This window comes from Pseudomonas sp. 8AS (assembly GCF_902506505.1).
Lineage (GTDB): Bacteria > Pseudomonadota > Gammaproteobacteria > Pseudomonadales > Pseudomonadaceae > Aquipseudomonas.
The window spans coordinates 3,199,955-3,226,011 of record NZ_LR733406.1 but is presented as its reverse complement, the minus strand read 5'-3'; the positions used below and the strand labels follow the sequence as shown (position 1 = coordinate 3,226,011).

At 66.3% G+C, this 26,057-nt stretch carries 23 protein-coding genes; 12 read left to right on the top strand and 11 right to left on the bottom strand.

Annotated features, from left to right (window positions below; translation table 11 throughout):
- Positions 1-194 precede the first annotated feature (194 nt).
- Positions 195-539, top strand: a complete 345-nt coding sequence (locus GV001_RS15030; protein WP_160081228.1) for a ribonuclease E inhibitor RraB — start codon at positions 195-197, stop codon at positions 537-539.
- 233 nt (positions 540-772) lie between these two features.
- On the opposite strand, the gene GV001_RS15025 is transcribed toward GV001_RS15030, so the two are convergent.
- Positions 773-1,666: a DUF6685 family protein gene (locus GV001_RS15025; RefSeq protein WP_160081226.1), complete on the bottom strand. Its 894-nt coding sequence runs from the start codon at positions 1,664-1,666 to the stop codon at positions 773-775.
- Between the two features lie 149 nt (positions 1,667-1,815).
- Between GV001_RS15025 and GV001_RS15020 the strand changes: the two genes are divergently transcribed.
- Both GV001_RS15020 and GV001_RS15015 read left to right on the top strand, forming a co-directional pair.
- A complete protein-coding gene (locus GV001_RS15020; protein WP_160081224.1) occupies positions 1,816-2,037 on the top strand; it encodes a DUF2835 domain-containing protein in 222 nt (73 codons plus the stop codon).
- Positions 2,038-2,135: 98 nt separating this feature from the next.
- Positions 2,136-3,161, top strand: coding sequence for a quinone-dependent dihydroorotate dehydrogenase (locus GV001_RS15015; protein WP_160081222.1), 1,026 nt, complete (start codon positions 2,136-2,138; stop codon positions 3,159-3,161).
- 163 nt (positions 3,162-3,324) lie between these two features.
- On the opposite strand, the gene rmf is transcribed toward GV001_RS15015, so the two are convergent.
- Positions 3,325-3,540 carry a ribosome modulation factor gene (gene rmf / locus GV001_RS15010; protein ID WP_160081220.1) on the bottom strand — a complete coding sequence of 72 codons (216 nt, stop codon included), beginning with the start codon at positions 3,538-3,540 and terminating at the stop codon, positions 3,325-3,327.
- A gap of 404 nt (positions 3,541-3,944) precedes the next feature.
- Between rmf and rlmKL the strand changes: the two genes are divergently transcribed.
- Both rlmKL and GV001_RS15000 read left to right on the top strand, forming a co-directional pair.
- The gene (gene rlmKL / locus GV001_RS15005) at positions 3,945-6,128 is read left to right on the top strand and encodes a bifunctional 23S rRNA (guanine(2069)-N(7))-methyltransferase RlmK/23S rRNA (guanine(2445)-N(2))-methyltransferase RlmL (RefSeq protein WP_160081218.1); all 2,184 of its coding nucleotides are present in this window, start codon (positions 3,945-3,947) and stop codon (positions 6,126-6,128) included.
- A 79-nt stretch (positions 6,129-6,207) separates the two neighbouring features.
- Complete coding sequence (locus GV001_RS15000; RefSeq protein WP_160081216.1) at positions 6,208-8,601, top strand: diguanylate cyclase; 2,394 nt, start codon at positions 6,208-6,210, stop codon at positions 8,599-8,601.
- Positions 8,602-8,769: 168 nt separating this feature from the next.
- Here the strand turns inward: GV001_RS15000 and dacB are convergent, their stop codons facing one another.
- Positions 8,770-10,200, bottom strand: coding sequence for a D-alanyl-D-alanine carboxypeptidase/D-alanyl-D-alanine-endopeptidase (gene dacB, locus GV001_RS14995; RefSeq protein WP_160081214.1), 1,431 nt, complete (start codon positions 10,198-10,200; stop codon positions 8,770-8,772).
- 239 nt (positions 10,201-10,439) lie between these two features.
- Between dacB and GV001_RS14990 the strand changes: the two genes are divergently transcribed.
- Positions 10,440-10,781, top strand: coding sequence for a YggL family protein (locus GV001_RS14990; protein WP_160081212.1), 342 nt, complete (start codon positions 10,440-10,442; stop codon positions 10,779-10,781).
- Between the two features lie 65 nt (positions 10,782-10,846).
- Here the strand turns inward: GV001_RS14990 and GV001_RS14985 are convergent, their stop codons facing one another.
- The 3 genes from GV001_RS14985 to GV001_RS14975 all read right to left on the bottom strand — a co-directional run bounded on the left by GV001_RS14985 (position 10,847) and on the right by GV001_RS14975 (position 16,276).
- Positions 10,847-13,801 (bottom strand): HD domain-containing phosphohydrolase, encoded by a 2,955-nt coding sequence (locus tag GV001_RS14985; protein WP_160081210.1) that lies wholly within the window; start codon positions 13,799-13,801, stop codon positions 10,847-10,849.
- A gap of 89 nt (positions 13,802-13,890) precedes the next feature.
- The gene (locus GV001_RS14980; protein WP_160081208.1) at positions 13,891-14,940 is read right to left on the bottom strand and encodes an FUSC family protein; all 1,050 of its coding nucleotides are present in this window, start codon (positions 14,938-14,940) and stop codon (positions 13,891-13,893) included.
- A gap of 4 nt (positions 14,941-14,944) precedes the next feature.
- On the bottom strand, positions 14,945-16,276 hold the full coding sequence (locus GV001_RS14975; protein ID WP_160081206.1) for a deoxyguanosinetriphosphate triphosphohydrolase: 1,332 nt from the start codon (positions 16,274-16,276) through the stop codon (positions 14,945-14,947).
- Between GV001_RS14975 and GV001_RS14970 the strand changes: the two genes are divergently transcribed.
- Entirely contained in the window at positions 16,261-16,725 is a 465-nt protein-coding gene (locus GV001_RS14970; RefSeq protein WP_306108817.1) for a GGDEF domain-containing protein, read from the top strand. The genes GV001_RS14975 and GV001_RS14970 overlap by 16 nt on opposite strands.
- A 59-nt stretch (positions 16,726-16,784) precedes the next feature.
- On the opposite strand, the gene GV001_RS14965 is transcribed toward GV001_RS14970, so the two are convergent.
- A complete protein-coding gene (locus GV001_RS14965; protein ID WP_160081202.1) occupies positions 16,785-17,948 on the bottom strand; it encodes an EAL domain-containing protein in 1,164 nt (387 codons plus the stop codon).
- A gap of 521 nt (positions 17,949-18,469) precedes the next feature.
- Between GV001_RS14965 and GV001_RS14960 the strand changes: the two genes are divergently transcribed.
- Positions 18,470-19,678 (top strand): ammonium transporter, encoded by a 1,209-nt coding sequence (locus tag GV001_RS14960; protein ID WP_160081200.1) that lies wholly within the window; start codon positions 18,470-18,472, stop codon positions 19,676-19,678.
- A gap of 271 nt (positions 19,679-19,949) precedes the next feature.
- Here the strand turns inward: GV001_RS14960 and GV001_RS14955 are convergent, their stop codons facing one another.
- The gene (locus GV001_RS14955; protein ID WP_160081198.1) at positions 19,950-20,738 is read right to left on the bottom strand and encodes a class III extradiol ring-cleavage dioxygenase; all 789 of its coding nucleotides are present in this window, start codon (positions 20,736-20,738) and stop codon (positions 19,950-19,952) included.
- Between the two features lie 100 nt (positions 20,739-20,838).
- Here GV001_RS14955 and GV001_RS14950 point away from each other — a divergent pair, with 100 nt between their 5' ends.
- A complete protein-coding gene (locus tag GV001_RS14950) occupies positions 20,839-21,498 on the top strand; it encodes a thiopurine S-methyltransferase (protein WP_160083397.1) in 660 nt (219 codons plus the stop codon).
- Between the two features lie 81 nt (positions 21,499-21,579).
- Here the strand turns inward: GV001_RS14950 and htpX are convergent, their stop codons facing one another.
- The 3 genes from htpX to GV001_RS14935 form a co-directional block, all read right to left on the bottom strand.
- The gene (gene htpX, locus GV001_RS14945; protein ID WP_160081196.1) at positions 21,580-22,452 is read right to left on the bottom strand and encodes a protease HtpX; all 873 of its coding nucleotides are present in this window, start codon (positions 22,450-22,452) and stop codon (positions 21,580-21,582) included.
- Between the two features lie 89 nt (positions 22,453-22,541).
- Positions 22,542-22,997, bottom strand: coding sequence for a hypothetical protein (locus tag GV001_RS14940; protein ID WP_160081194.1), 456 nt, complete (start codon positions 22,995-22,997; stop codon positions 22,542-22,544).
- A gap of 48 nt (positions 22,998-23,045) precedes the next feature.
- A complete protein-coding gene (locus GV001_RS14935; protein ID WP_160081192.1) occupies positions 23,046-24,257 on the bottom strand; it encodes a pyridoxal phosphate-dependent aminotransferase in 1,212 nt (403 codons plus the stop codon).
- Positions 24,258-24,435: 178 nt separating this feature from the next.
- Between GV001_RS14935 and msrB the strand changes: the two genes are divergently transcribed.
- From msrB to GV001_RS14920, 3 genes are all read left to right on the top strand, one after another.
- Entirely contained in the window at positions 24,436-24,831 is a 396-nt protein-coding gene (gene msrB / locus GV001_RS14930; protein WP_160081190.1) for a peptide-methionine (R)-S-oxide reductase MsrB, read from the top strand.
- Between the two features lie 120 nt (positions 24,832-24,951).
- A complete protein-coding gene (locus GV001_RS14925) occupies positions 24,952-25,437 on the top strand; it encodes a glutathione peroxidase (RefSeq protein WP_160081188.1) in 486 nt (161 codons plus the stop codon).
- Positions 25,434-25,901, top strand: a complete 468-nt coding sequence (locus GV001_RS14920) for a MarR family winged helix-turn-helix transcriptional regulator (RefSeq protein ID WP_160081186.1) — start codon at positions 25,434-25,436, stop codon at positions 25,899-25,901. The genes GV001_RS14925 and GV001_RS14920 overlap by 4 nt, the downstream gene beginning before the upstream one ends.
- Positions 25,902-26,057: the final 156 nt, after the last annotated feature.

Below are 26,057 nucleotides of genomic sequence, written 5' to 3'. Positions count from 1 at the left end.
AGGGGCTACTCTGCAACGGAGGGTTCCGGCTGGCGTTCTGCCCAGCCACCCCTGGTCTGCAACATGCTTCTGTTCCTGTGTGTCACGGGTCGGCTTCATTCCCGGCCCGGGTCTCGTGCGGCACCGTGCGGTGTTGCCAAGCCGCCGAGTCTTGGCGGCTGCGGTCTATCAATCGCCTGAGAGGAGGTCGTTAGATGAGCACAGCCATTCATGAAGATGTCAGCAACACGGTTTTGCGGCGCATGAAAGAGGGCGGCTTCGACTTCGCCCGCGTCCATCCCATCGAGTTCTACGCCATTTTTCCCGACGAGGAGCGGGCCCGGCAGGTCGCAGGACAGTTTCGCGGTGAATCCTTGAATGCCCAGGTCAGCGTGCGTGACGACGGGGCCTGGCACCTGCAGGTGAGCAAGGTGATGTACGCCACCCATGCCGGTATCGGTGATTTCGAGCAGGACCTGGAGTCGCTGGTGGTACCGCTCGGCGGTGTGCTGGACGGCTGGGGCGTGACCCAGGAAGTGGCGCTGGCGCCCTCGCGCTAAGAACCTGTCCACGATCTGCTGCGCGTCGGCCATGCTGCGTTAAAAACAGGCTCGGAATGCTCATTTACCACTCGTAAACTGCGCTTCCTCGCCTGTTTTTGCCTAGCCTGGCTCTAGCTCGCGAGATCCTAGACTGGTTCTAAGCGCTGTTGGCCGCATGCCGGCTGCCCGGGCGGGTAGCCGGCGCAGGTTTTCCCTCTTGTCGTTTCTTGCCGGCTGGCGCGCGCCGCGCCTCAGTCGCCGCTGCGCTGGTGCAGCTGTTCCAGGTAGGCCACCACGTCCGGGGCGCCGGCCAGGCGCAGGCCTTCGCCCAGGGCGTTGGCTTCGGCGGAGGCCTTGGGCAGCAGGAGGAACTCCGGCGCGCCGGGGTTGCGCAGCAGCGACAGGCGCGCGTAGGGCAGGCGGTTGTCCAGCAGCACGCCCATGAAGGCCGGGTCGCTCCAGGCCTGCACCGGCATGGCCAGCACGTGGTAGTGCTGCTTCAGCTCGGCCAGGCCACTCGGGTTGAGGCGATAGCGGGTCAGCTGGGCCGGCAGATTGACCTCCAGGCCGCGCAGGCGGGCGTAGGCAATGGCGCAGGCGAAGGCCTCGCCATGCTGTTCGCTGGCCCAGAACAGGCGCTCGCCATACCAGCTGGCCTGGCGCAGCTCGATCGGCTCGCCGGCGAGGAAGCGCGGCAGCGCCTGGCTGATGGTCTTGAGGAAGTCCTTGTAGCTGATGATGCGCACGCTGCGGCAGGTTTGCGTGGCGGCGAACTCCTCGAAGTGGCCGAACATGTCGCCGATCTCCGGTGGCGTGCCGCACAGGCCGTCGATGCGGCGCAGGTCGAAGTCGGCCAGGTAGCGCTGTTCCTGCTCGACCACCCGCATCAGCACGGCGCGGGCTGCGGCCTTGTCTTCCTGCACCGGGCCGGAGAGGGCGTCGCGCGGCAGGTCGACCAGGCGCTGCAGGGGCGGCCCGGCCAGCCACCAGATGCTTTCCGGCGGTACCGGCAGGGGCTGGAACGGCAGCTGCAGGGCGCGGGCCCGTTCGAATACCAGGCGTGGCACACGGCCGCTCAAACCCAGGCGCTGGGCCAGGGCGGAAAGCCGTGATGCCAGATTGTTAGTGGATTCGGACAGACTCATGACCCGCAGGGCGCTCCTGGAACTGTCGTGCCAGTGTGGCAGAGCGGCGGCCGCTGCGCACTAGCGAACGGCCCGGGATTGCCGGGGGCGGGCTCTGCAAGCCGCGGTGCCTGTGGCAAAATTGCGCAAATCACGATGAGGTAGCCTCCATGCCCAGCCTCGTGCTGGATATCGCCCTGCCGGCAGAGCGTTTTCGCGCCGTATACCAGGGGCGCGCCAATCGGGTGTTGCTGTTCAGCCGCGACGGCCGCAAGGTCAGCCTGCCTGCCCACCATCTGCGCCCGTTTCTGCGCGAGGCCGGCATCTATGGCGCATTCGCGCTGGAATTCAGTGACGCCGGCGAACTGCTGAGCCTGCGCCCCTTGCAATAACCGGCTAATCATTACCCTCTTGCCTCGCCTGAGGCTAGTGGGCGCGGCTATAATCGCGGCCTGCTTCCCACTGCCACCCTATCCGAGCCGACTCGCCCATGTATGACCTGGCCCGCGCGCTGCTGTTCCAACTGTCCCCGGAAACTTCTCACGAACTGTCCATCGACCTGATCGGTGCCGGCGGTCGTCTCGGCCTCAATGGCCTGCTGTGCAAGGCTCCGGTCAGCTTGCCGGTGCGCGTGATGGGGCTGGAGTTCGCCAACCCGGTGGGCCTGGCCGCCGGCCTGGACAAGAACGGCGATGCCATCGACGGCTTCGCCCAGCTGGGCTTCGGTTTCGTCGAGATCGGCACCGTGACCCCGCGCCCGCAGCCGGGCAACCCCAAGCCGCGGCTGTTCCGCCTGCCGCAGGCGAACGCGATCATCAACCGCATGGGCTTCAACAACCTGGGCGTCGATCATCTGCTGGCGCGGGTGCAGGCGGCCAAATACCAGGGCGTGCTGGGCATCAATATCGGCAAGAACTTCGATACCCCGGTCGAGCGTGCGGTGGACGACTACCTGATCTGCCTGGACAAGGTCTATGGCCACGCCAGCTACGTCACGGTCAACGTCAGCTCGCCGAACACCCCGGGGCTGCGCAGCCTGCAGTTCGGCGATTCGCTCAAGCAGCTGCTCGAAGCCCTGCGCCAGCGCCAGGAAGACCTGGCCGCGCAGCATGGCAAACGGGTGCCGCTGGCGATCAAGATCGCCCCGGACATGAGCGACGAGGAAACCGTGCAGGTGGCCCAGGCCCTGGTGGAAACCGGCATGGATGCGGTGATCGCCACCAACACCACGCTCAGCCGCGAAGGTGTCGAAGGCCTGCCGTTCGCCGATGAGGCCGGCGGCCTGTCCGGTGCGCCGGTGCTCGACAAGAGCACGCACACGGTCAAGGTGCTGGCCGGCGAGCTCAAGGGCCGTCTGCCGATCATCGCCGTGGGCGGCATCACCGAAGGCGCGCACGCGGCGCAGAAGATCGCCGCCGGGGCCAGCCTGGTGCAGATCTATTCCGGTTTCATCTACAAGGGTCCGGCGCTGATCCGCGAGGCGGTGGATGCCATCGCGGCCTTGCCGAGGGGGTGAATGCCTGAATGGTAGGAGCGAGTTCTGCTCGCGAAGCTCTTGCGTTGCCTGTTTCGCGAGCAGAGCTCGCTCCTACAGGCAATAAAAAAGGGCCCCTGAGGGGCCCTCGGGCTTGCGCCCACCGCCCGGATGGGACGGCCTGGTGAAGTCGGGGTGATCCTATTCAGCCGACGGCGTGGAGTTCATTGAGTCGGTGGATGCCGGCGGTGCCGGTCAATCCGTCCCAGTTGTCGCCGCGACCTTCGCGCCAGCCGTTGATCCAGGCTTGGCGTGTGGTGGGATGAGTGAAAGGACACATGTCGCGGGATTTACCATGAATGCCGTGTTGATAGCCGCGCTGGAAAGCTCGTTCCATCGGATCACGCTTAAGTCTTCTCATAGGGTGTTGCCCTCACTTGTTGACTGTTATGTCCTTGCGGCCCCAGGTTGGGACCAGGCAGAAATGCTCTGCCGCGCAGTCCGCTGCCGGCGTGGCGGACTACCTGTCGACACCGTTGCGGTGCCAACCTGAGTTGATTTCTAACGAATGCGTTGGGGCCTGTGAATGATCGTTTTGTCATAAGGACGTAACGTATTTAGGAGTGAGGCCATAAGAAGGGCGCCGGGTTTTTCCGTTTTTTCGCCCCGGCCCCCGTGTTGTGGGAGCCCCGAGTCGCCGCGCAGGCGTTTTGCCATTGCGAACGCCTCGCGTCTGCGAGGCGTGCTTATTCCGACGAAGGGTCGCAACGCGACGTTCTGTCACATACTTTTGGCTAGCCAGCCGCCACTTTTACGAGAAAGCCCATGTCGGACCGTTACGAACTGATCCTTACCTGCCCGAAAAGCCTCGAGGGCCTGCTGGTCGAAGAGGCCGGTAGCCTGGGCCTGGAGGAGGTGCGCGAGCAGACCGCCGCGGTGCGCGGCTTCGCCGGGCTGGAAACGGCCTATCGCCTGTGCCTCTGGTCGCGCCTGGCCAACCGCGTGCTGCTGGTGCTGCGGCGCTTCCCGGTGCAGGACGCCGAGTCGCTCTACCAGGGCGTGCTGGACGTCGATTGGGCCGAGCACATGGAGCCCGCGGGCACCCTGGCGGTGGAGTTCAGCGGTCACGGCTCCGGCATCGACAACACCCACTTCGGCGCGCTGAAGGTCAAGGACGCCATCGTCGACAAGCTGCGCAGCGCCGACGGCACGCGCCCCTCGATCGACAAGATCGACCCGCACCTGCGCATCCACCTGCGCCTGGATCGTGGCGAGGCGGTGCTGTCCCTGGACCTCTCCGGGCACAGCCTGCACCAGCGCGGCTACCGCCTGCAGCAGGGCGCCGCGCCGCTCAAGGAAAACCTCGCCGCGGCGGTGCTGATCCGCGCCGGCTGGCCACGCATCGCCGCCGCCGGTGGCGCCCTGGCCGACCCAATGTGCGGGGTCGGTACCTTCCTGGTCGAGGCAGCGATGATGGCCGCCGACCTGGCGCCCAACCTGCGCCGCGAGCAGTGGGGCTTCAGCCACTGGCTGGGCCATGTGCCGGCGCTGTGGCACAAGCTGCACGGCGAAGCCGAGGCCCGCGCAGCTGCCGGCCTGGCCAGGCCGCCGCTGTGGATTCGTGGCTACGAGGCCGACCCGCGGCTGATCCAGCCGGCGCGCAACAACATCGAGCGTGCCGGCCTGAGCGACTGGGTCAAGGTCTACCAGGGCGAGCTGGCGACCTTCGAGCCGCGCCCGGACCAGAACCAGACCGGCCTGGTGGTCAGCAACCCGCCCTATGGCGAGCGCCTGGGCGATGAGGCGAGCCTGCTGTATCTCTACCAGAACCTCGGCGAACGCCTGCGCCAGAGTTGCATGAACTGGGAGGCCGCGGTGTTCACCGGGGCGCCTGAGCTGGGCAAGCGCATGGGGCTGCGTAGCCACAAGCAGTACGCCTTCTGGAACGGCGCGCTACCGTGCAAGCTGCTGCTGTTCAAGCTGTTGCCCGAACAGTTCGTCACCGGCGAGCGGCGCAGCGCGCGGGCCGCCCAGGAGGAGGCTCCGGCCGCGGTCAACGAACCGGCGCGGCTGTCCGAGGGCGGGCAGATGTTCGCCAACCGCCTGCAGAAGAACCTCAAGACCCTGGGCAAGTGGGCGAAGAAGGCGGATATCCAGTGCTACCGCCTGTATGACGCCGACATGCCGGAATACGCCCTGGCCATCGACCTGTACCAGGACTGGGTGCACGTGCAGGAGTACGCGCCGCCGCGCTCGATCGATCCGGAGAAGGCGCAGACGCGCCTGCTCGATGCCCTGGCGGCGATTCCCGTGGCCCTCGGCGTGCCCCAGGAAAAGGTGGTGATCAAGCGCCGCGAGCGGCAGAGCGGCACCAAGCAGTACGAGCGCCAGGCCACCCAGGGCCAGTTCCTGGAAGTGGCCGAGGGCGGCGTCAAGCTGCTGGTCAACCTCACCGACTACCTGGACACCGGTCTGTTCCTCGACCACCGTCCGCTGCGCCTGCGCATCCAGCAGGAGGCGGCCGGCAAGCGCTTCCTCAACCTGTTCTGCTACACCGCCACGGCCAGCGTGCACGCGGCCAAGGGTGGGGCGCGCAGCACCACCAGCGTCGACCTGTCGAAGACTTACCTGGACTGGGCGCGGCGCAACCTCAGCCTGAACGGTTTCTCCGACAAGCAGAAACTGGAGCAGGGCGATGTGATGGCCTGGCTGGCGGCCGATCGCGGCGAATACGAGCTGATCTTCATCGATCCGCCGACCTTCTCCAACTCCAAGCGCATGGAAGGGGTGTTCGACGTGCAGCGCGACCACGTGCAGCTGCTCGACCTGGCGATGAATCGTCTGGCCAAGGGCGGCGTGCTGTATTTCTCCAACAACTTCCGCAAGTTCCAGCTCGATGAAGGCCTGGCTGCGCGCTATGCGGTGGAGGAGATCAGCGCCAGCACGATCGACCCGGATTTTGCGCGCAACCCGAAGATTCACCGTGCCTGGAAGCTGATGTTTCGTTAAACTGCTGGCTTATTGACACTATCCAGCTGCCGGTGCAGCGTTCGACAGGGACCGTCGTTCTTTTGACGAGCGAGCAGGCATGTCGTTGCGCAGTAACCCGCCCGGCGGAAGTATCTTTCAGCGGGACCGATCGCTGGCCTGGGGGCTGGCCGGGCTCATCTTCTTCGGCGGCCTGCTGCTGACCCTCGGCGTGGCCAGGGTGATCAGCGGCTTCTACCAGCACCAGCTGGAACAGCGCTTTGCCGCGGTGGCCGGCGAGCGGGCCAGCACCATGCAGGCCCGCTTCGACGCGCACGTAGCCGACCTGGACGGGGTCCGGCGCTTCTTCATGAATGCCGACCAGGTGACCCGTGGCGAGTTCGCCGGCTATGTCGACGGCTTGCCGCAGCGGGCGTTCTCCTACGCCTGGCTGCCGCGGGTCACGGCCGCCCAGCGCGGCCCATTCGAGCGCCAGGTGCGCGCCAGCGGCATCGCCGACTTCCAGCTGCGCGAGCTGGCGGCCGGCAACGCCTTGCAGCCCGCCGGCGCACGTGCCGAGTATTTCCCGGTGCTGTTCATCGAGTCGGCGCAGATACGCGGTGACGACGTCCTCGGCCTGGACGTGGCGAGCCTTGCCCAGCGCGGGGAAACCCTGCAGCGAGCCGAGCGCAGCAGGGCCATGGCGGTTTCCGGCGAGTTGCGCTTCGTCGCCGCCTCTGCCCGGCAGACGGTCGGCCTGATGCTGGCCGCGCCGGTGTTCGCCGGCCCGGCCGCCGGCGAGTCGCTGCGCGGCTTCCTGGTGGCCGCCTTCAGCCTCGAACAGTTGCTGCACGAGCAGGCGCGCGCCGAGGCGCCCCGCCATCTGAACCTGGAACTGCGCGACAGCAGCGGCTTGCCGGGCCAGGCCCTGCACTACCGCTCTACCTATCCGCCAGCGCAGAACGCGCTGCAGTTGAATCGCGAATTGCGCCTGGCCGATCGCCGCTATGCGCTGAGCATCCGCCCGACCGAGGCGTTCATGCGCGCCAACAGCGCACCGGTCCCGGCGCTCCTGCTGGCGGCGGGGATGCTGCTCAGCCTGCTGCTGGCGCTGCTCACCTACAACCTGGCCAGCCAGCGCCAGCGCGCCCGGCAGCTGGTGCGCGAGCAGACGGCGGTACTGCGCCAGCGCGAAACCGAGCTGGCCCGGGTCAATGGCCAGTTGCGCGGTCTGCTCGATGCGGTGACCCAGGTGGCAATCATCGCCACCGACTGCGAGGGGCTGATCCGCACCTTCAATGTCGGTGCCGAGCGCATGCTCGGCTACCGTGCCGAAGAGCTGATCGGCCTGCACACCCCGACCCTGATCCATGTGCCGGAAGAGGTGCAGGCGCATGCGCGCCTGCTCAGCGAGCGCCTGGGGCGGCCCGTCAGTGGCTTCGAGGTGTTTGTCGCGCAAACCCAGGACGGCGGTTACGTCGAGCAGGAGTGGACCTATGTGCGGCGTGACGGCAGCCGCTTGCCGGTCAACCTGATCGTCACCAGGGTGAGCGACGAGCACGGTCAGCACGTCGGCTACCTGGGCATCGCCATCGACATCACCGAGGCCCGGCTCAGCCGCCAGGCCCTGGAAGCGCGCGACCGGCTGCTGGAGAAACTCACCGCCAACGTGCCGGGGGCCATCTACCAGTACCAGCTGCGGGCCGATGGCAGCTCGCTGTTTCCTTATGCCAGCGCCGGCTTGCGCAATGTCTACGAGGTCGAGCCGGAGGCGGTGCGCCTGGATGGCGGCCCGGTATTCGAGCGGATCCATCCGGAGGACCAGGAGGCGGTCAGGCGCAGCATCCTGCAGTCCGCCGAACGGCTGCAGCCATGGCGCGAGGACTACCGCGTGCTGCTGCCCCGCCAGGGCCTGCGCTGGTTGCGCGGCGAGGCTTCGCCGGAGCGCCTGGAGGATGGCGGCACTCTCTGGCATGGCTACCTGAGCGATATCACCGGGTTGAAACTGGTGGAGCAGGAGCTGCGCGCCCTATCGATCACCGATTCGCTGACCGGCATCTACAACCGCCGCTATTTTCAGGAGCGGCTGGAGGCGGAGATCGCCCGGGCCCGGCGCAACCCGCACAGCGGCCTGGCGGTGGTGATGCTGGATATCGACCATTTCAAGCAGGTCAACGATCGCTTCGGCCACGATGCTGGCGACCAGGTGCTGAAAAGCGTGTGCCGGCGCATCCACCAGCGTCTGCGCACCATCGACGTGTTCTGTCGCCTGGGCGGCGAGGAGTTCATCGTGCTGGCTCCGACCAGCAGCGAAGAGCAGGCGGCGAGCCTGGCCCGGGCGCTGTGGGAGATCCTGCGCAACGAGCCGATGGAGGGGGTGGGGCTGGTGACGGCCAGCTTCGGTGTGACCGCCTGGCGCTCCGGCGAAAGCGCCGCGACGATGCTCAGCCGGGTCGATGCGGCCGTCTACCAGGCCAAGCAGGCCGGCCGCGACCGCATCCAGATCGCCGCCTGAGCCCCGTGGCGGTCAGCGGTTTGCCTCAGAACTTGTCTAGGATCTTTTGAGCTAGAGCCAGGCAAGGCGAAATTGGGCGAGGACGCGGAGTTTACGAGCTGTAAATGAGCAGTCCGAGCCCAATTTCAACGCAGCATGGCCGACGATCAAGAGATCCAAGGCAGGTTCTCAGCGCCGGTACAGATCCAGCAGCACCTGATCGAGCACGGCCGAGGCCCCCCAGGGACGCGGGTCGTTGAGTATCGCCACCACCGCCCAGGTGGTGCCCTTGGCGTCGCGGCTGAAGCCGGCGATGGCGCGCACGTTGTTCAGGGTGCCGGTCTTGATGTGCGCCAGGCCTTCCATGCCGGTGCGCTTGAGGCGCTTGCGCATGGTGCCGTCGATACCCGCGAGCGGCATCGAGGCGATGAACTCGGCGGCATAGGGGCTGTTCCACGCGGCCTGCAGCATGGCCGCCATCTCGCGGGCACTGACCCGTTCGGCGCGCGACAGGCCGGAGCCGTTCTCGATCACCAGGTGCGGCGCGGTGATGCCCTTGCGCGCCAGCCAGTTGCGGATCGCCCGCTGCGCGGCCTTGGCGTCGTCGCTGTCGGCGCGGTCGCGGAACTTGGCGCCGAGGCTGAGGAACAGCTGCTGGGCCATGGTGTTGTTACTGTACTTGTTGATGTCGCGGATGATCTCCACCAGGTCCGGGGAATAGGCGCGTGCCAGCAGGCGGGCGTTCTTCGGCACCGGCGCGACCTGGTCCTTGCCCAGGATGCTGCCGCCCAGCTCGCTCCAGATGGCCCGCACGGCCCCGGCGGCGTAGCTGGGGTGGTCGAGCAGTGACAGGTAGCTCTGCGCGCTGCAGCCTTCGGCCAGCTTGCCGCTGACGATCAGCGTGGTGCCGTCGTACTGGGTCACCGGGTTGAAGCGCACGTCCGGCCAGCCGGGGCACTTGGCCGCGGGCAGGGCCTTGACCCGGTTGTCGATGTGCACGTTGGTCAGCGGCGGCTCCATCATCACGCTGACCTTGCCGCCTTCGGTGCGGGTGATCATGCGCACGGCCTTGAGGTTGACCAGCAGCGAGTCGGGGCCGACCAGGAATGGCTTGTTCTTGTCGCCACCGTCGTCGTTGAAGCTGGGCAGCTGCGGGTGGATGAAGTGGCTGCGGTCGAGGATCAGGTCGCCGCTGATCTGCTGCACGCCGTTGGCCCGCAGGTCGCGCATCAGCAGCCAGAGCTTCTCCATGTTCAGCTTCGGGTCGCCGCCGCCCTTGAGGTAGAGGTTGCCGTGCAGCACGCCGTTTTTCAGCGGGCCGTCGCTGTAGAACTCGGTGCGCCACTGGTGGTTCGGGCCGAGCAGTTCGAGGGCGGCGTAGGTGGTGACCAGTTTCATGGTCGAGGCCGGGTTCACCGACACATCGGCGTTATGTACAAGGCTGGTGCCGGGGCCGTTGAGCGGGATGGCCACCAGCGACAGGCTGTTGCTGCCGAGCTTGTTGGCCTTGAGCGCCTGCTGGACCTTGGCCGGCAGGACATTGCTGGTGGCCGCCACGGCGGGCACAGCGAGCGGCAGCAGGAGGCTGGCGAGAACGAAACAACGCAGGGATTTGATCATTTGGCAGAGCCCGAAAAGACGAGGGCGGAACAATGGGCAGGGCTCCGTGGCGGAGCGCTGCATGGAATCTGGAGAATGCCGCGCATTATGCCCGATGCCAGGGCGGCTGGGCGCCCCGGCGTCGGGCAAAGGGGCATGTGGGGCGGTTTTTTGTGCCATTGCCGCGGTTTGGCGGGCGGTTGCGCCGGCACTCTGCTAGAGTGCGTCGGTTATTTCTATCGAGTGTTGAGGAGTTTTACATGGCCACTAACCGTTCCCGCCGTCTGCGCAAGAAACTCTGCGTCGACGAATTCCAGGAGCTGGGCTGCGAGCTGACCCTGAACTTCCGCGAGGGCCTGGCCGACGCGGAAATGGACAGCTTCGTCGAAGCCTTCTTGCGCGATGCCGTTGAAGGCAACGGCCTGGGCTATGTCGGTGGCGATGACTACGGCTTCGTCTGCCTGGCCAAGCGCGGCTCGATGAGCGCCGCCCAGCGCGAGCAGCTGGACGCCTGGCTGAAGAGCCGCGCCGAGCTGACCGGCTACAGCCTGAGCCCGCTGATGGACGTCTGGTACCCGGAAAACGCCGTCAACCCGGCCTGATCGAGGCGGCTGACGCCTCTTGCGATCGATAAGAAACCCGGCATCCGCCGGGTTTTTTATGGTCTTCACGCCAGCCCGGCCTTGGCTAGGATGGCGTCGACATCCACCGCATCGATCTGTTCCGGGCGGAGAAAGCGCTCGGCGTAGCTCTGGTGGATGCCGGCCCGCAGGAACAGGCCGAACAGCTGTGGGTCGATGTGCTCGCCCCGGCACATGCCGGCCATGATCTGCAGCGACTCGGTCAGCGTCTTGCCCTTCTTGTAGGGGCGATCCACCGCCGTCAGCGCCTCGAAGATATCGGCGATGGCCATCATCCGCGCCGGCAGGCTCATGTCTTCGCGCTTCAGGCGCTTCGGGTAGCCGCTGCCATCCATCTTCTCGTGGTGGCCGCCGGCGATCTCGGCGACGTTGGCCAGGTGCGGCGGGAAGGGCAGGTGGCTGAGCATGCGGATGGTCTGCACCATGTGCCCGTTGATGATGAAGCGTTCCTCGTCGGTCAGGGTGCCGCGGCCGATGCCGAGGTTGTACAGCTCGCCGCGGTTGTGTTTGTACTGCGGCACTTCGAGCTTGAAGCCCCAGGGGTTGTCGGCCGGAATCAGCTCGCTGGCCGGGCGTTCCAGCAGGTGCTCGGGCTTGTCGCTGAGCAGCGGCTCCTGCACCGGCAGGCTCGGCGCCGGGGTGCGCGCCTGGCGCTGGCGTTCTTCCCAGGACACGCCGAGGCGGTCGTCCAGGGTGCGCGTCCAGGTGCGCGCGCCGATGCGGCGCAGGCGTTCCAGATCGGCTTCGGCCATGGCTTCGCTGCCCAGGTTGCAGCGGGCGATGAAGGCGAACTCGTCGTCCAGGGCGGCTAGGCTCGCGTCGCGCAGCTCGCCCAGGCGGCGTTCGTCGCCGCCCTGGGCCAGGCCCTGCCAGTAGGCGAGCCAGGCATCGCGCTTGAGCACCTCGAAGCGCATGCGGATCTCGTGGATGCGGTCGTACAGGGTCTCCAGCTTGGTGGCCTTGTCCACCACGTATTCCGGCGTGGTGACCTTGCCGCAGTCATGCAGCCAGGCGGCGATGTGCAGGGCTTCCCAGTCCTCGTCGCTGGGCCGGTAGTCGCGAAACGGCTGCTCGTCGCTCTCGGCGGCGGCGTGGGCGAGCATCAGGGTCAGTTCGGGGACGCGTTGGCAGTGCCCGCCGGTGTAGGGGCTCTTGGCGTCGATGGCGCCGGCGATCAGCTGGATGAAGGCGTCGAGCAGCTTCTTCTGCTGCTCCAGCAGGCGCTGGCTCTCGATGCACAGCGCGGCGACGCCGGAAACCGCCTCGACGAAGGCGATGCGCTCGGGGCGCAGCATGGCCAGGTCGTCCTCGGCGCCGGTGTCGCGGTGCAGCAGCAGGAGCACACCGACGGTCTCGCCCTGGCGGTTGTGCAGGCCGCTGCAGACCAGGTGCACCCGCGGGCTGTCCAGGGTGTGCAGCAGGCTCTGGAAGCCGTTGGCCTGGTCGAAGCCGATCGATATCACGGCGGTCTCGCCGCCCTGGGCCGGCTGCTGCAGCCAGAGGGGCAGGTCGTGCCGCGCCGGGTCGAAGCTGGGGATGCGGTGTTCCTCCAGGCTGTGCTGCTCGCCGTTGAGAAACAAACCGTGGGGTTCCAGGCGCCCACTGCTACCGTCGCGCAGGTAGATCAGCCCGCCACTGGCGCCGCTGAGGCCGACGGTCTCGCGCAGCACCCGGCGCAGCAGGGCATCGAAACGGGTCTCGGCGGACAGGCTGGCGGCGATGTCGAGGAAGCTGGCGATGGTGTCCTTCATCTTGCTCATGGCCACGGCCAGCTGGTCGACTTCCAGTACCGGCGAACGGCCGCTGGCCGGGTAGTCGAAATTGAAGCTGCGGATCGCCTCCGCCTCGCTGACCAGGGCGCGCAATGGGCGCACCAGCACGCGCGACAGCATCCAGCCCAGCGGGATGCACAGCAGCAGGATGCCGAGGGTGATGATGCCGCCCTGCCAGCGCAGGCGATAGGCATCGGCCAGCAGTTCATCCTCCGGCGCCAGCAGGGCCAGGCGCAGGCCATTGGGGCCGCCTTCGGCAAGCTGGGTGTAGGACATCTGCCAGCGCCGATCGGCCAGCGTGGTGCTGGTGTGCAGGTTGTCCTTGAGGTCGCGGGCGAACAGTTCGGCCAGCGCCGGGCTCAGCCGCTCGATCTGCGCCAGGTGCACGCTGCCGTTCCTTACGATTACCTGGTCGGGGTCGGGGTAGGCGACTACGGCGCCGTCCGGGCGATAGAGAACGACCTCGGTGGAGGGCGTGACCTTGTGCCTGGCCAGGGTGGCGGAAAGGTCGGCCAGGGTCAGGTCGGCGGCGATCACCGTCTTGCCCTGGCTGATGCGCGCCAGGGTGGTGCCGACCTCGCCGCTGGAGAAGAACACGTAGGGTTCGGTGGTGATCTGCTGGCCATTGTCCAGCGCGCTGCGGTACCAGGGGCGGGTGCGCGGGTCGAAGACTTCCTTGAGGTTCTGCCGGCGGCTGATCCATTGCAGGTCGGCATCGAAGTACTGCGACTCGGAGATCGGCCGGGCATCGCCGCTGCGCTCGATGCTCCAGACCTGGTAGGCGGCATTGGCCGGTGCGTCGAAGGTCTGCTTGAGCTGTTCGTTGCGCAGTGGGCGGACCATGAAGAAGTCGCCGTCCTCGTAGCCGAGATAGAGCGAGGCCAGCTTGGGGTTGTCCTGCAGCGCCTGGGCGAATAGCGGCAGCAGCCGCATGCGCTGGTGGACGTCGCTGGCCTGGTTCTGCTCGTTGAGCGCCAGCAGGCTGAGCAGGTGGCGGATCGGCTGGTAGGTATGCTGCAGGTCGATTTCGACCTCTTCGCGGATCTGCTCGAACAGCTGGTTGCTGCTGGAGAGGATGATCGCGCTGGTCTGTCGGTAGTTGAAGAATCCCAGCACCACGCCGGTGCCGAGCAGCAGCAGGGTGAACAGCACGCCGATGTGCACGTGCAGCGGAAAACGATGTTGTTTGTCCCGATTCTTTCCCTGCATGGCGCCTCACTCCGTTGCTGCATGGTTGAACAAGAACATGCTGAATCGTCTCGCACAAGACCGCCTGGCCAGGCGATGGCGCACTGGGCTCAGCTGTGCACGGCCGCCTGGCGGCGCAGCAGGTGCTGTTCCAGGCCGTAGATCAGCAGGGCGACCAGCAGGGCCAGGGTCACGCCGATCAGGCTGTTGAACAGGCGCATCTGCGCCAGCTGCCAGTCCGGCGCCAGGCATTCCGCGAGCAGCACGAAGCTCAGGCTCACCTGCAGCACGAACAGACTGTAGCTGTGCGCCTGGAAGGCCCGGTTGAGCACGATCAGCGGCAGGATGGTGGCCACCATCAGCGGCGGGCTCTGCAGGCTGTAGCCGAGGTAGATCAGCAGCGCCGCCACGCACAGGCTGGCCAGGCTCGATTGCAGGGCGCGCACCAGGCTGCCCTTGAACTCCAGCTGCAGGGTGGCGAACAGCGCCAGGGTCAGCCAGTAGCCGCGTGGCAGGCCGGCCAGGTTGACGATCAGCCCGGCGCCGCCGCAGGCCAGGGTGCAGCGCAGCGCATGCAGGCGCCAGCGCTGTTCCGGCAGGCGCTTGGCATAGCGCCTGAGCACCTTGAAGATGCCCAGGAAGCGCGGCATGTACGGCCACATGCGCAAGCCGTGCAGGCCGCGCATGCCGAAGGCGAGCAGGGCCACCCAGAGGCCGCCGAGGATGAACAGGGCGGCCACCGCGTCGGCGTTCTTCAGGTTGACCATGCCGAACTGGCCCTGGCCCAGGCACAGACACACGGCCAGGGAGATGCCCAGCTTGCCGGCTTCGCTGCCGAAGCGCTGCAGCCAGGCGAGGAGGAAACCGTAGACGGCGAACAGGACGAAGCTCAGCACCGGCTCGGTGGCCGCCCAGAAACCCAGGCCGGCGCTGAGGGCGCCGAGCAGGGTCAGCAGCAACAGCCGAAACATGCCGAAGCGGTGCAGCGGGTTGGCCTGGGCGGCCAGGAAGGCGCCGACCGAGGCCCAGAGAAACCCCGGATGGCCGCTGAGCAGGCCGAGCAGCAACGGCAGCGCGCAGCCCAGCCCGGCAATGATGCCCGGCCCCCATTCGGCGGGCCCGGAGTGCCAGCCCAGTTTGTGCCGTTGCGCTTTCTTCATGCTGTCATACCGGGCTGGAGCGCCCGGTCATCTCCCGGGCCATTTCGGTAGCGTAGCTGTCGGTCATGCCGGCGATGAAATCGATCATGCGCAGGAAGGCCCGATGCAGCGGCCAATCCGCATCGGGGGCGTTATGCCCGAGCAGGTCGAGGATGCGCTGGTTCTTGAACGACAGGCTGCCGCCGCGGTGCTGCTCCAGGGCCGCACCACAGAAGGCGTTGAGAAGGATTTCCAGGGTGGTGTAGGCGCCGATCTCGTGCAGAGTCTTGCGCTTGTCCTGGAAGATCTTCTCCCGCGCCAGGGCCTTGGCCTGCTGCACGCAGCGCTTGGCCGGGCCATGCATGTGCTCGACCAGGTCGCCGGCCAGCTCGCCGCGCAGCAGCGCCGCTTGCTGGGCGACGAAGGCGTGGGCGGCGGCGTTGGTCAGGTGTTCGATGGCCTTGCCGCGCAGGATCGCCAGCTTGCGCCGACGCGAGTCGCGCGGGCCGAGCAGGCGGTAGGTTTCCGGCAGGTCGTCGCCGACCAGGTCGAGCAGCAGCGCCTCGACTTCCGGGTAGTCGAGCAGCTCCATTTCCAGGCCGTCTTCCAGGTCGATCAGGCCGTAGCAGATGTCGTCCGCCGCCTCCATCAGGTACACCAGCGGGTGGCGCGCCCAGCGCTGCTCTTCGAGCTGCGGCAGACCGAGCTTGGCGGCGATCTGTTCGAGCAGCGGCAGCTCGCTCTGGTAGCAGCCGAACTTGTGCTTCTTGTAGCCCAGGGCCTCGGCGTGGCGGGCGGTCCAGGGGTATTTCAGGTAGGTGCCGAGGGTCGCGTAGGTCAGCCGGGTGCCACCGTCGAACTGGTGGTATTCGAGCTGGGTGAGTACGCGAAAGCCCTGGGCATTGCCCTCGAAGTTGAGGAAGTCGCCGCGCTCGGCCTCGCTCATGGCGTCCAGCCAGCCGCGTCCGGCGGCCTGCTGGAACCAGTGGCGGATGGCGTCTTCGCCGGAGTGGCCGAAGGGCGGGTTGCCGATGTCGTGGGCCAGGCAGGCGGATTGCACGACCACGCCGAGGTCGACCGGGTCACACCAGTCCGGCAGCTCGTCGCGGATCATCTCGCCGACGCGCATGCCCAGCGAGCGGCCGACGCAGCTGACTTCCAGGGAGTGGGTCAGGCGGGTGTGGATGTGATCGTTGCTGGAGACCGGGTGCACCTGGGTCTTGCGCCCCAGGCGGCGGAAGGCGCCGGAGAAGATGATGCGGTCGTGGTCTTTGTGAAACGGGCTGCGGCCCAGCTCGTCCGGGCTGTGTACCGGTTTGCCGAGCCGTTCGCGGGTGAGCAGTGTTTGCCAGTCCAAGGGCTGTCCTCGCCGGTGGGAGGCTTCTAGCTTCGGGCTTCGTGGCGAGCGCCGCAAGAGGGATTGAACCTTCGTATGAGCTTTGCTGGCCGAGGGCTATTGCCAGGTGGCTGCCGATAAAACCAGTAACAAGAGAAGCCCGCTGTGATTTCAGGCGCCGCCTTTCTTCCCGCTATGGCGGCGAGGAGTTCCTTCTGTTCCTGCCGCAGACCTCGCTGAACATGGCCCGGCACTGCATCAAGCGCATCCAGGCGGCGCTGGGCTCGGTCGACTATGCCGGGTTGCCCGAGGGTTTTCGCATCACCGCCTCGATCGGCGTGGCGCAGTACTACCTGCAGGAAGACATTGCCGGCCTGATCGCGCGGGCGGACAAAGCCCTGTACCGGGCCAAGCAGAATGGCCGCGACCGCCTGGAACTGGCGCCGCTTGCCCGGCCGGTACCGATCTAGGCGGGTGCCGGCTTGCCGCATTCGCGGCTGAAGCCGCGCCTACGTGCGCTGGCTGGTGTTCACAGGCCGGCGGCATCGATATCCAGCAGCAGCAGGCGCCGGCCGTTGTCGATGAACTGTCCGGCGGTCAGGCAGTACTGGTTGGTGGTGGCGTCGCGGTAGGTGCTGGACAGCGTCAGGCGCCGCTCCTCCCAGCCTTCGGCCAGCACCTGGTAGAAGTAGGGGCGCCAGGACCAGTTGTGTCGCAGGTAGCGGGCATCCTCCACCCAGGCCTGGCCGTTCCACTCCAGGTTGGGGGTGATCTGCGTGCCGTGTCGGTCGCACTGGTAGAGGCGCAGCAGCCAGGGGTAGCTGGCCGGGTCGGGCAGGGCCGTGGCCGGGGCATGACCTTCGGCCCAGCCCTTGAGCAGGTTCATCAGCTCGGCCAGCTGCTGGCGCAGGGTCATCAGGCGCGCGCGTTCGGCCAGCTTGCGCTGCACATACTGGTCGCGCAGGCGGGCGAAGTGGGCGACGAAGGCATCGCTGGGATAGAACTCCAGTTCCGGTCTGGCGAACAGGTAGCCCTGCACGTAGCGCGCGCCGCACTCCAGGGCGAAATGCAGTTCGGCTTCGGTTTCCACGCCCTCGGCGATGATCCAGCAGCCGGTCTTCTCGGCCATCTGCGCCAGCGCCTTGACCACTTCGCCGCTGGGGCCGCCGCGGGCGGCTTCCTGGAACAGGCGCATGTCCAGCTTGAGGATGTCCGGCTGCAGGGCCAGCACGCGGTCGAGCTGCGAGTAGCCGGCGCCGAAGTCGTCGATGGCGATGCGCGCGCCGGCCGCGCGGTAACGCGCCACCACTTCCGCCAGTTTCTGGCTGGCCCCGCCCAGCTCGGTGATTTCGAAGACCACGCGTTGGGCGGCGATTCCGCACTTGGCCAGCTGCTTGAGGCTGGGCAAGGGCTGGTTGGGGCGCAAGCGGCTGATCCAGCGCGGCGAGATGTTCAGGCTGACGAACCAGTCGTCCGGGGCCTGGTGCAGGCTGGCCAGGGCATCGTCGCGGATCTGCCGGTCCAGGCGCCGGAGCAGGGCCGGGGAGATCTTCGGGTCGGTGAACAGCGGGCCGACCGAGAGCAGGCGGCCGTCGGCCTGGCGCAGGCGACCCAGGGCCTCGACGCCGGCTATGCGGCCGGTGGCGGTATCGATGAAAGGCTGGAAGCTGGCGAGCGGTTGCCCGTCGATCACGGTGTATTCCTTGCGGGGGTGGTGGGCGGATGGCGAAGTGCGGCGACCACCCGGGCCGATATAGCAAGAATGTGGCCAGTTGTTCAGGAATGGGGCGCAGGGCACTGACTGCCCGGTCGGCGCCTGGCGGGCCCTGGGGTTGCCGGTCTTGTGTCCAGGGGATTGCGCACTGTCTTGGTGCTTTTGCGGGGCGGGAGGCGCGCCTGGCGGCCGGCTTGGTGCGCGGCGGTGCGAGGCTGGCCGGTGGCTGGTATAGCAATTGCATTTAGCTGGTGCGTCAGATGCATTTCGCGCCCTGTAATCGGGCGCCGCGAGAACCCGGAAAGGGTTTCGTGAAATTCATCAACCCTATGTTTAATAAAGAAAAACACCGAAAAAACGGTTTTTCTTCCAGCACGCCATGCGTCATCCGAGGTCTGTCTGTGGGCCTTGTTGGGCGGTGGCGAGCATCAGGATGGTGCGATTGCTTGAGTGGATGAACCGCTTTGGTGCTTTTCCCGAACGCCGGAGTTTTCGTGCCGATGGAAAACCTCAACAGCGCCGTGGAAACCCTGATCCACGGCTCTAATACCCTGTTCATTTTGCTGGGTGCGATCATGGTGCTGGCCATGCATGCCGGCTTCGCCTTCCTCGAAGTCGGCACGGTGCGCCACAAGAACCAGGTCAACGCCCTGTCGAAGATCATCTCCGACTTCGCCGTGTCGGCCCTGGCCTATTTCTTCGTCGGCTACTGGGTGGCCTACGGCATCACCTTCCTCGAACCGGCCGCGGTGCTCACCGCCGGCAGCGGCTACGGGCTGGTCAAGTTTTTCTTTCTGCTGACCTTCGCCGCGGCGATTCCGGCGATCATCTCCGGCGGTATCGCCGAACGGGCCAAGTTCGCCCCGCAGCTGTGCGCCACGGTGCTGATCGTGGCCTTCGTCTACCCGTTCTTCGAAGGCCTGGTGTGGAATGGCAACTTCGGCCTGCAGGCCTGGCTGACCGAGCGCTTTGGCGCCGCCTTCCATGACTTCGCCGGTTCGGTGGTGGTGCATGCGGTCGGCGGCTGGATCGCCTTCGGCGCGGTGATACTGCTGGGGCGGCGCGACGGCCGCTACCGCGACGGCCGCCTGGTGGCCTTCGCCCCGTCGAATATCCCGTTTCTCGCCCTCGGTTCGTGGATCCTGATCATCGGCTGGTTCGGCTTCAACGTGATGAGCGCGCAGACCCTGGGCAGCATCAGCGGCCTGGTGGCGGTCAACTCGCTGATGGCGATGGTCGGCGGCACCGTGGCCGCCTTGCTGATCGGGCGCAACGACCCGGGCTTCCTGCACAACGGCCCGCTGGCCGGGCTGGTGGCGGTGTGCGCCGGCTCCGACCTGATGCACCCGATCGGCGCACTGGTCACCGGCGCCCTGGCCGGCGCCCTGTTCGTCTGGGCGTTCACCGCGACCCAGGTAAAGTGGAAGGTCGACGACGTGCTCGGCGTCTGGCCGCTGCATGGCCTGTGCGGCGTATGGGGCGGCATCGCCTGCGGCATCTTCGGCCAGCAGGCGCTGGGCGGCCTGGGTGGCGTCAGCCTGGTCAGCCAACTGCTGGGTACCGCGCTCGGCGTGCTGGTGGCGCTGGCCGGCGGTCTGCTGGTGTACGGCCTGCTCAAGCGCCTGGTCGGCATCCGCCTGAGCCAGGAGGAGGAGTACTACGGCGCGGACCTGTCGATCCACAAGATCGGTTCGACTGCCCAGGACTGAAGGCTATCGGCATGAAAATCCCTGGCCAGCCCATTTTGCAGTACTGATCAACGATGGGTGTTTGGCTTGCTTCAATCTATCCGACGTCTATTTCGCCTAGCCCCGTTCAAATCGGCTATTTCCATTGGCGCGATACGTGCCCGCTTGTTTTCCAAGGCACAAGACACGACGTTGCCATGTCGCCGGCGGAGTGGTGCCCGCATCCAGACCGGCAACGCGTCACACTGGCGTTCCATGGCGGACTGTGCAGGGTGCTTTTGGTCTGGAATGACTAGGCCAAACGCTTCGATATGCAGCCGAAGCTGTAGATATCCATGCCCAGGGCGCCATAGGTGAAGCCGCTGTGCTCGACCTTGAAGGCGCCGCCGGCGCCGCGGGCGAAGTACAGCGGCAGCAGGTGTTCGTCGCTTGGATGATTGCGCTGGGCGTGCGGGGCCTGGTGGCGGTAGTCGTGCAGGGCGGTCGTGTCGTCGGTCTGCAGTTTTTCCACCATCCAGTCGCGAAACTCCCGGGCCCAGGGCGTGATGCTGTCCGGGCCGGCGCGCCAGTCCAGTTCGCCGAGGTTGTGGGTGATGCTGCCGGAGCCGATCAGCAGCACACCCTGTTCGCGCAGGTTGGCCAGGGCCTGGCCGACGCGGGTCTGCAGCGCCGGGCCGAGCTGGCTGGGCAGCGACAGCTGCACGATCGGGATATCGGCCTGCGGGTACATCAGCGACAGCGGTACCCAGGCGCCATGGTCGCGGGGTCGCTGTTCGTCCAGGCGCGCCTCCAGGCCGGCGCTGATCAGCAGCTGCTGAGCCTGGCGGGCCAGTTGCGGCGAGCCGGGGGCAGGGTACTGCACGGCATACAGCGGCGCGGGGAAGCCGCCGAAGTCATGCCAGGTGCGTGGCTGGGGAGCGCTGCCGAGTAGCAACTCATGGCTTTCCCAGTGTGCGGAAACCACCAGCACTGCCTTGGGCCTGGGCAGCTCGCTGGCCAGGCGGGCGAGGGCCGGGCCGCTGGCGCCGGGCTCCAAGGCGAGCATGGGGGAACCGTGGGAAATGAACAGAGATGGCAGCATGAGCGGCGCCTTGCAGTAGGATGTGTCCATCTTCCAGCCAGGGGGCGTGGGCTTCCAGCGGAAATTTTGCGGCTTATTGATCGAATTTTCAGGAGGGATGGTGGAGCAGGGCTTCTGGCAGGAACGTTGGGCATTGGGGCAGATAGGTTTTCACCTGGAGGAGGTCAATCCCTATCTGCAGCGCCACTGGCCAGGCCTGGCGCTGCAACCGGGCAGTCGGGTGCTGGTGCCGCTGTGCGGCAAGAGCCTGGATCTACTCTGGCTGGCGGCCCAGGGGCATGCCGTGCTGGGCGTGGAGCTGGCGGAGAAGGCGGTCGAGGACTTCTTCCACGAGCAGGGGCTGACGGCCGAAGTGGAGGTGCGCGGGGCGTTCCGTATTCACCGGGCCGGCAACCTGGAACTCTGGTGTGGCGATTTCTTTGCCCTGACTGCCGCCGATGTGGCCGGCTGCCAGGCGCTGTACGACCGGGCGGCGCTGATCGCCCTGCCGCTCGAGTTGCGCGAGCGTTACGTGCGCCACCTGGCGCAGATTCTACCGCCGGCCTGTGCGGGGCTGCTGGTGACCCTGGATTATCCGCAGGAGCAGATGGCCGGGCCGCCGTTCGCCGTGCCGGCACAGGAGGTGCGGCGCCTACTGGAACCGGATTGGCAGGTGCAGGCGCTGGAAACGCTTGATGTGCTGGGGGAGAACTGGAAGTTTCTCAAGCGCGGGCTGCAGCGGCTGGACGAGGCGGTCTATCGCCTGGGCAAGCGGCGGTGATGGCGTTGCCGTGGTGAAGCCGCTGCTGCGTGCAAACGAAAAAGGGCGACCCGCGGGTCGCCCTTTCTGTGGGTGTGGCGCTTAGCCGCGCTGACGCAGGGCCTGGATGCGCTCTTCCAGCGGCGGGTGGCTCATCAGCAGGCCGGCCAGGCCGTGCTTCAGGCCGCCATTGATGCCGAAGGCGGTCATGCTGCTGGGCATCTGCACCGGCACGCCCTGTTCGGCACGCAGGCGCTCCAGGGCGCCGATCATCGACGCGGTGCCGGCCAGGCGGGCGCCGGCGTCGTCGGCGCGGAATTCGCGTTTGCGCGAGAACCACATGACGATGATGCTGGCCAGGATGCCAAGGACCAGTTCGGCGAAGATGGTCGCAATGAAGTAGCCGATGCCCGGGCCGTCTTCGTTCTTCAGGATCACCTTGTCGACGAAGTTGCCGAAGATGCGCGCGAAGAACATCACGAAGGTGTTCACCACGCCCTGGATCAAGGCCAGGGTGACCATGTCGCCGTTGGCCACGTGGCCGATCTCGTGGGCCAGCACGGCTTTCACTTCGTCCGGCGAGAAGCGCTCCAGCAGACCCTGGCTGACGGCGACCAGGGCGTCGTTCTTGTTCCAGCCGGTAGCGAAGGCGTTGGACTCGTAGGCGGGGAAGATGCCGACTTCCGGCATCTTGATCCCGGCGTCACGGGCCAGTTCTTCCACGGTCTGCAGCAGCCACTGTTCGTGGCGGGTGCGCGGCTGGGTGATGATCTGCGTGCCGGTGCTCATCTTCGCCATCCACTTGGAGATGAACAGCGAGACCAGCGAGCCGGCGAAGCCGAATACGGCACAGAAGACCAGCAGGCTGCCGTAGTTCTGACCGGTGAAGCGATCTACCCCCAGCAGTTTGAGGGTGATACTGGCGATGATCAGCACCGCCAGGTTGGTGGCCACGAACAACAGAATGCGCATCATGGTGTAAAGCTTCTCCTCAGGCGAGAGACGTTCTGATAATGCAGGCTATATAGGGGCGTAGCCCTGCCATCTTCAACCCGGTGACTATTTCAAACTATGTCCCGGGCCGGATTTAGAGCGCTCTCGAACAGCAGGCGGGTGAGGCGGGCGACCTTTTCGCTGTTGTGCAGCGACAGCGCCTCGCGCAGCTGCCAGGCCAGGGTGGCCTGTACCCGGCGCACGCTCGGCGGCGGCGGGTTGTCGCCGGTCGGCAGGCTGTGCGGCACGCCGCGGGACAGGCGCAGGAAGCCCTTTTCGCTGAGTACGGCCTGGTCGAGGGCGTCGTAGGCGATGGTCGAGTCGTAACGCAGGTAGCCTTCCTCGGCCAGCCACAGCAGGGCGCCCAGGCAGCTCTGGTGGCGCTTGCTGGGCAGGCCGAACTCGTCCGGCTCCTCGCGGCCGATCAGGTCTTCCACGTACAGCGCGATCTTGCGCGGGAAGGCCTGGTAGAGCAGGAGCATGCCGGCGGCGGCATCCTTGTAGAACTCGTCGATCTGCAGATCCATGGGGCGGGCTCTTGGATGGCGCGGGCGGCCAGGCCGCCCGCGGGCCGGTTACTGACGGTAGGACTTGAGGAAGTTGCCGATCCGCCCGATGGCCTGCTCCAGCTCGTCCACGCGCGGCAGGGTGACCACCCGGAAGTGATCCGGCCACGGCCAGTTGAAGGCAGTGCCCTGGACGATCAGCAGTTTCTCGGAGAGCAGCAGGTCGAGGACGAACTTCTCGTCGTTGTGGATCGGGCAGACCTTGGGGTCGATCTTGGGGAAGGCGTACAGCGCGCCCATCGGCTTGACGCAGCTGACCCCGGGGATGTCGTTGAGCAGTTCCCAGGTGCGGTTGCGTTGTTCCAGCAGGCGGCCGTTGGGCAGCACCAGATCGTTGATGCTCTGGTAGCCGCCCAGCGCGGTCTGGATCGCGTGCTGGCTCGGCACGTTGGCGCACAGGCGCATGTTGGCCAGGATGTCGATGCCTTCGATGTAGCTCTGCGCCTTGTGCTTGGGTCCGGAAATTGCCACCCAGCCGGAGCGGAAGCCAGCCACGCGGTAGGACTTGGACAGGCCGTTGAAGGTCAGGCACAGCACGTCGGGAGCCAGGGATGCGGTGGAGATGTGCTGGGCGGCATCGTAGAGGATCTTGTCGTAGATCTCGTCGGAGAAGATCACCAGGTTGTGCTGGCGCGCCAGTTCGACGATATCCAGCAGCACTTCGCGTGAGTACACGGCACCGGTGGGGTTGTTCGGGTTGATCAGCACCAGGGCCTTGGTGTTCGGCGTGATCTTGGCGCGCATGTCGGCGATGTCCGGGAACCAGCCGGCCTGCTCGTCGCACAGGTAATGCACCGGCTTGCCGCCGGCCAGGGCGGTGGCCGCGGTCCACAGCGGGTAGTCGGGAGCCGGGATCAGCACCTCGTCGCCGTTGTTGAGCAGCGCCTGCATGGCCATCACGATCAGCTCGGAGACGCCGTTGCCGAGGTAGATGTCCTCGATGCCGACGCCTTCCACCTGCTTCTGCTGGTAGTACTGCATCACCGCCTTGCGTGCGCTGAACAGGCCCTTGGAGTCGCTGTAGCCCTGGGCGGTGGGCAGGTTGCGGATCACGTCCTGGAGGATTTCCTCCGGGGCTTCGAAACCGAACGGCGCCGGGTTGCCGATATTCAGCTTGAGGATGCGGTGACCTTCCTCTTCCAGGCGCTTGGCGTGCTTGAGCACCGGCCCGCGAATGTCGTAACAGACGTTGGCGAGCTTGTTCGATTTGCTGACCTGCATGATCCTGTTGTCCCGATAGGTGAATGCCGCGCGGGCAGCGCCAGTCCCGCTGACGAGTACCTTGTCGCGCTGTAACGCAGCAGCCAGACTGGCGTCCAAAGAGGGACGCATGATACGTGCGGCCCGATGCCCGGAAAAGGTACAGGTCGGGCTTTTTTCTACCTCAGAGGCTTACCCCATGGAAAAGATCGAGAAACCCCTGGAAGCCTGGCGCGGCGAGCTTTCCGACGAGCAGTTCCATGTCTGCCGGCTGGGTGGCACCGAGCGTGCCTTCAGCGGCGAGTATCACGACAGCAAGGTGCCTGGCATCTATCACTGTGCCTGCTGCGGCGAGGCGCTGTTCGACTCGGATGCCAAGTACGACTCCGGCAGCGGCTGGCCCAGCTATTTCCAGCCGGTGAGCGGCGAAGTCATCGCCGAGAAGGCCGACTTCAGCCACGGCATGCAGCGCGTCGAGGTCAAGTGCGCCAAGTGCGATGCCCACCTGGGTCATGTGTTCCCGGATGGGCCGCGGCCGACCGGGCTGCGCTACTGCATCAATTCGCTGTCGCTCAAGCTGGTGCCGCGCGAGTAGCGCGGCACCGCTCGGGCCGGGGCTCGCCGATCGACGGGCCTTATTTTCAGCAATTGAATTGTGTGCAATTCAATTGCTGGCTATATTGTCCCGGTTCCCATCTCTAAGGAGAGTCACCCCATGCACGACAAGTTGCTTGATATCCCGGTCACCACCATCAAGGGCGAGCAGAAGACCCTGGCCGATTTCGGCGGCAAGGCCGTGCTGGTGGTCAACACGGCCAGCAAGTGTGGTTTCACCCCGCAGTACAAGGGCCTGGAAAGCGTCTGGCAGCAGTACAAGGATAAGGGCCTGGTCGTGCTCGGCTTTCCCTGCAATCAGTTCGGCAAGCAGGAGCCGGGTGACGAGGGGGCAATTTCCGAGTTCTGCGAGCTGAACTTCGGCGTCAGCTTCCCGCTGTTCAAGAAGATCGACGTCAATGGCAGCGACGCCCACCCGCTGTTCGTGCAGCTGAAGAAGCGGGCCCCCGGCCTGCTGGGCAGCCAGGGCATCAAGTGGAATTTCACCAAGTTCCTGATCGGCGCCGACGGTCAGGTGGTCAAGCGTTTCGCCCCCGCCACCAAGCCGGAAGACCTCAGCGCCGAGATCGAAGCCCTGTTGCAATGAGCCCGGTGGATGACGGCGATGCCGCCCAGCTGCTGCTCGACAACCAGCTGTGTTTCAAGCTCTACGCCGCCTCGCGCGCAGTGACCCGGGCCTACCGGCCGATGCTCGACGAGCTGGGCCTGACCTATCCGCAGTACTTGGCCATGCTGGTGCTGTGGGAATGGCAGGCGACCCCGCCGCCGCAGCCGACGGTCAAGGCCCTTGGCGAGCGGCTGCTGCTCGACTCCGGTACCCTGACGCCACTGCTTAAGCGCCTGCAGCAGCTGGGGCTGGTGCTGCGCCAGCGCTCGCCGCGCGATGAGCGCGAGGTGCACCTGCGCCTGAGTCAGGCCGGCATGGACTTGCGCGAGCGGGTCCTGCCCCTCAGGCGCCGCCTGCTGTGCGAAAGCGGTATCGATCTCGGCGAACTGGAGGGGCTGCGCCAGCCCCTCGGCAGTCTGCTCAAGCTGCTGGGCGCGCCCTAGCTGGCCGTTGAAAAACTACCTGCGTTGCCATCGTGGCGTTAAAAACAGGCTCACAGCCAACGGCTGAACGTGCTTTAGCACGGTCCCGAAGGGGTGAGCGCAGCGAATCAAATGCTCAGTTACAACACGTAAACTGCGCTTTTTCGGCCGTTTTTG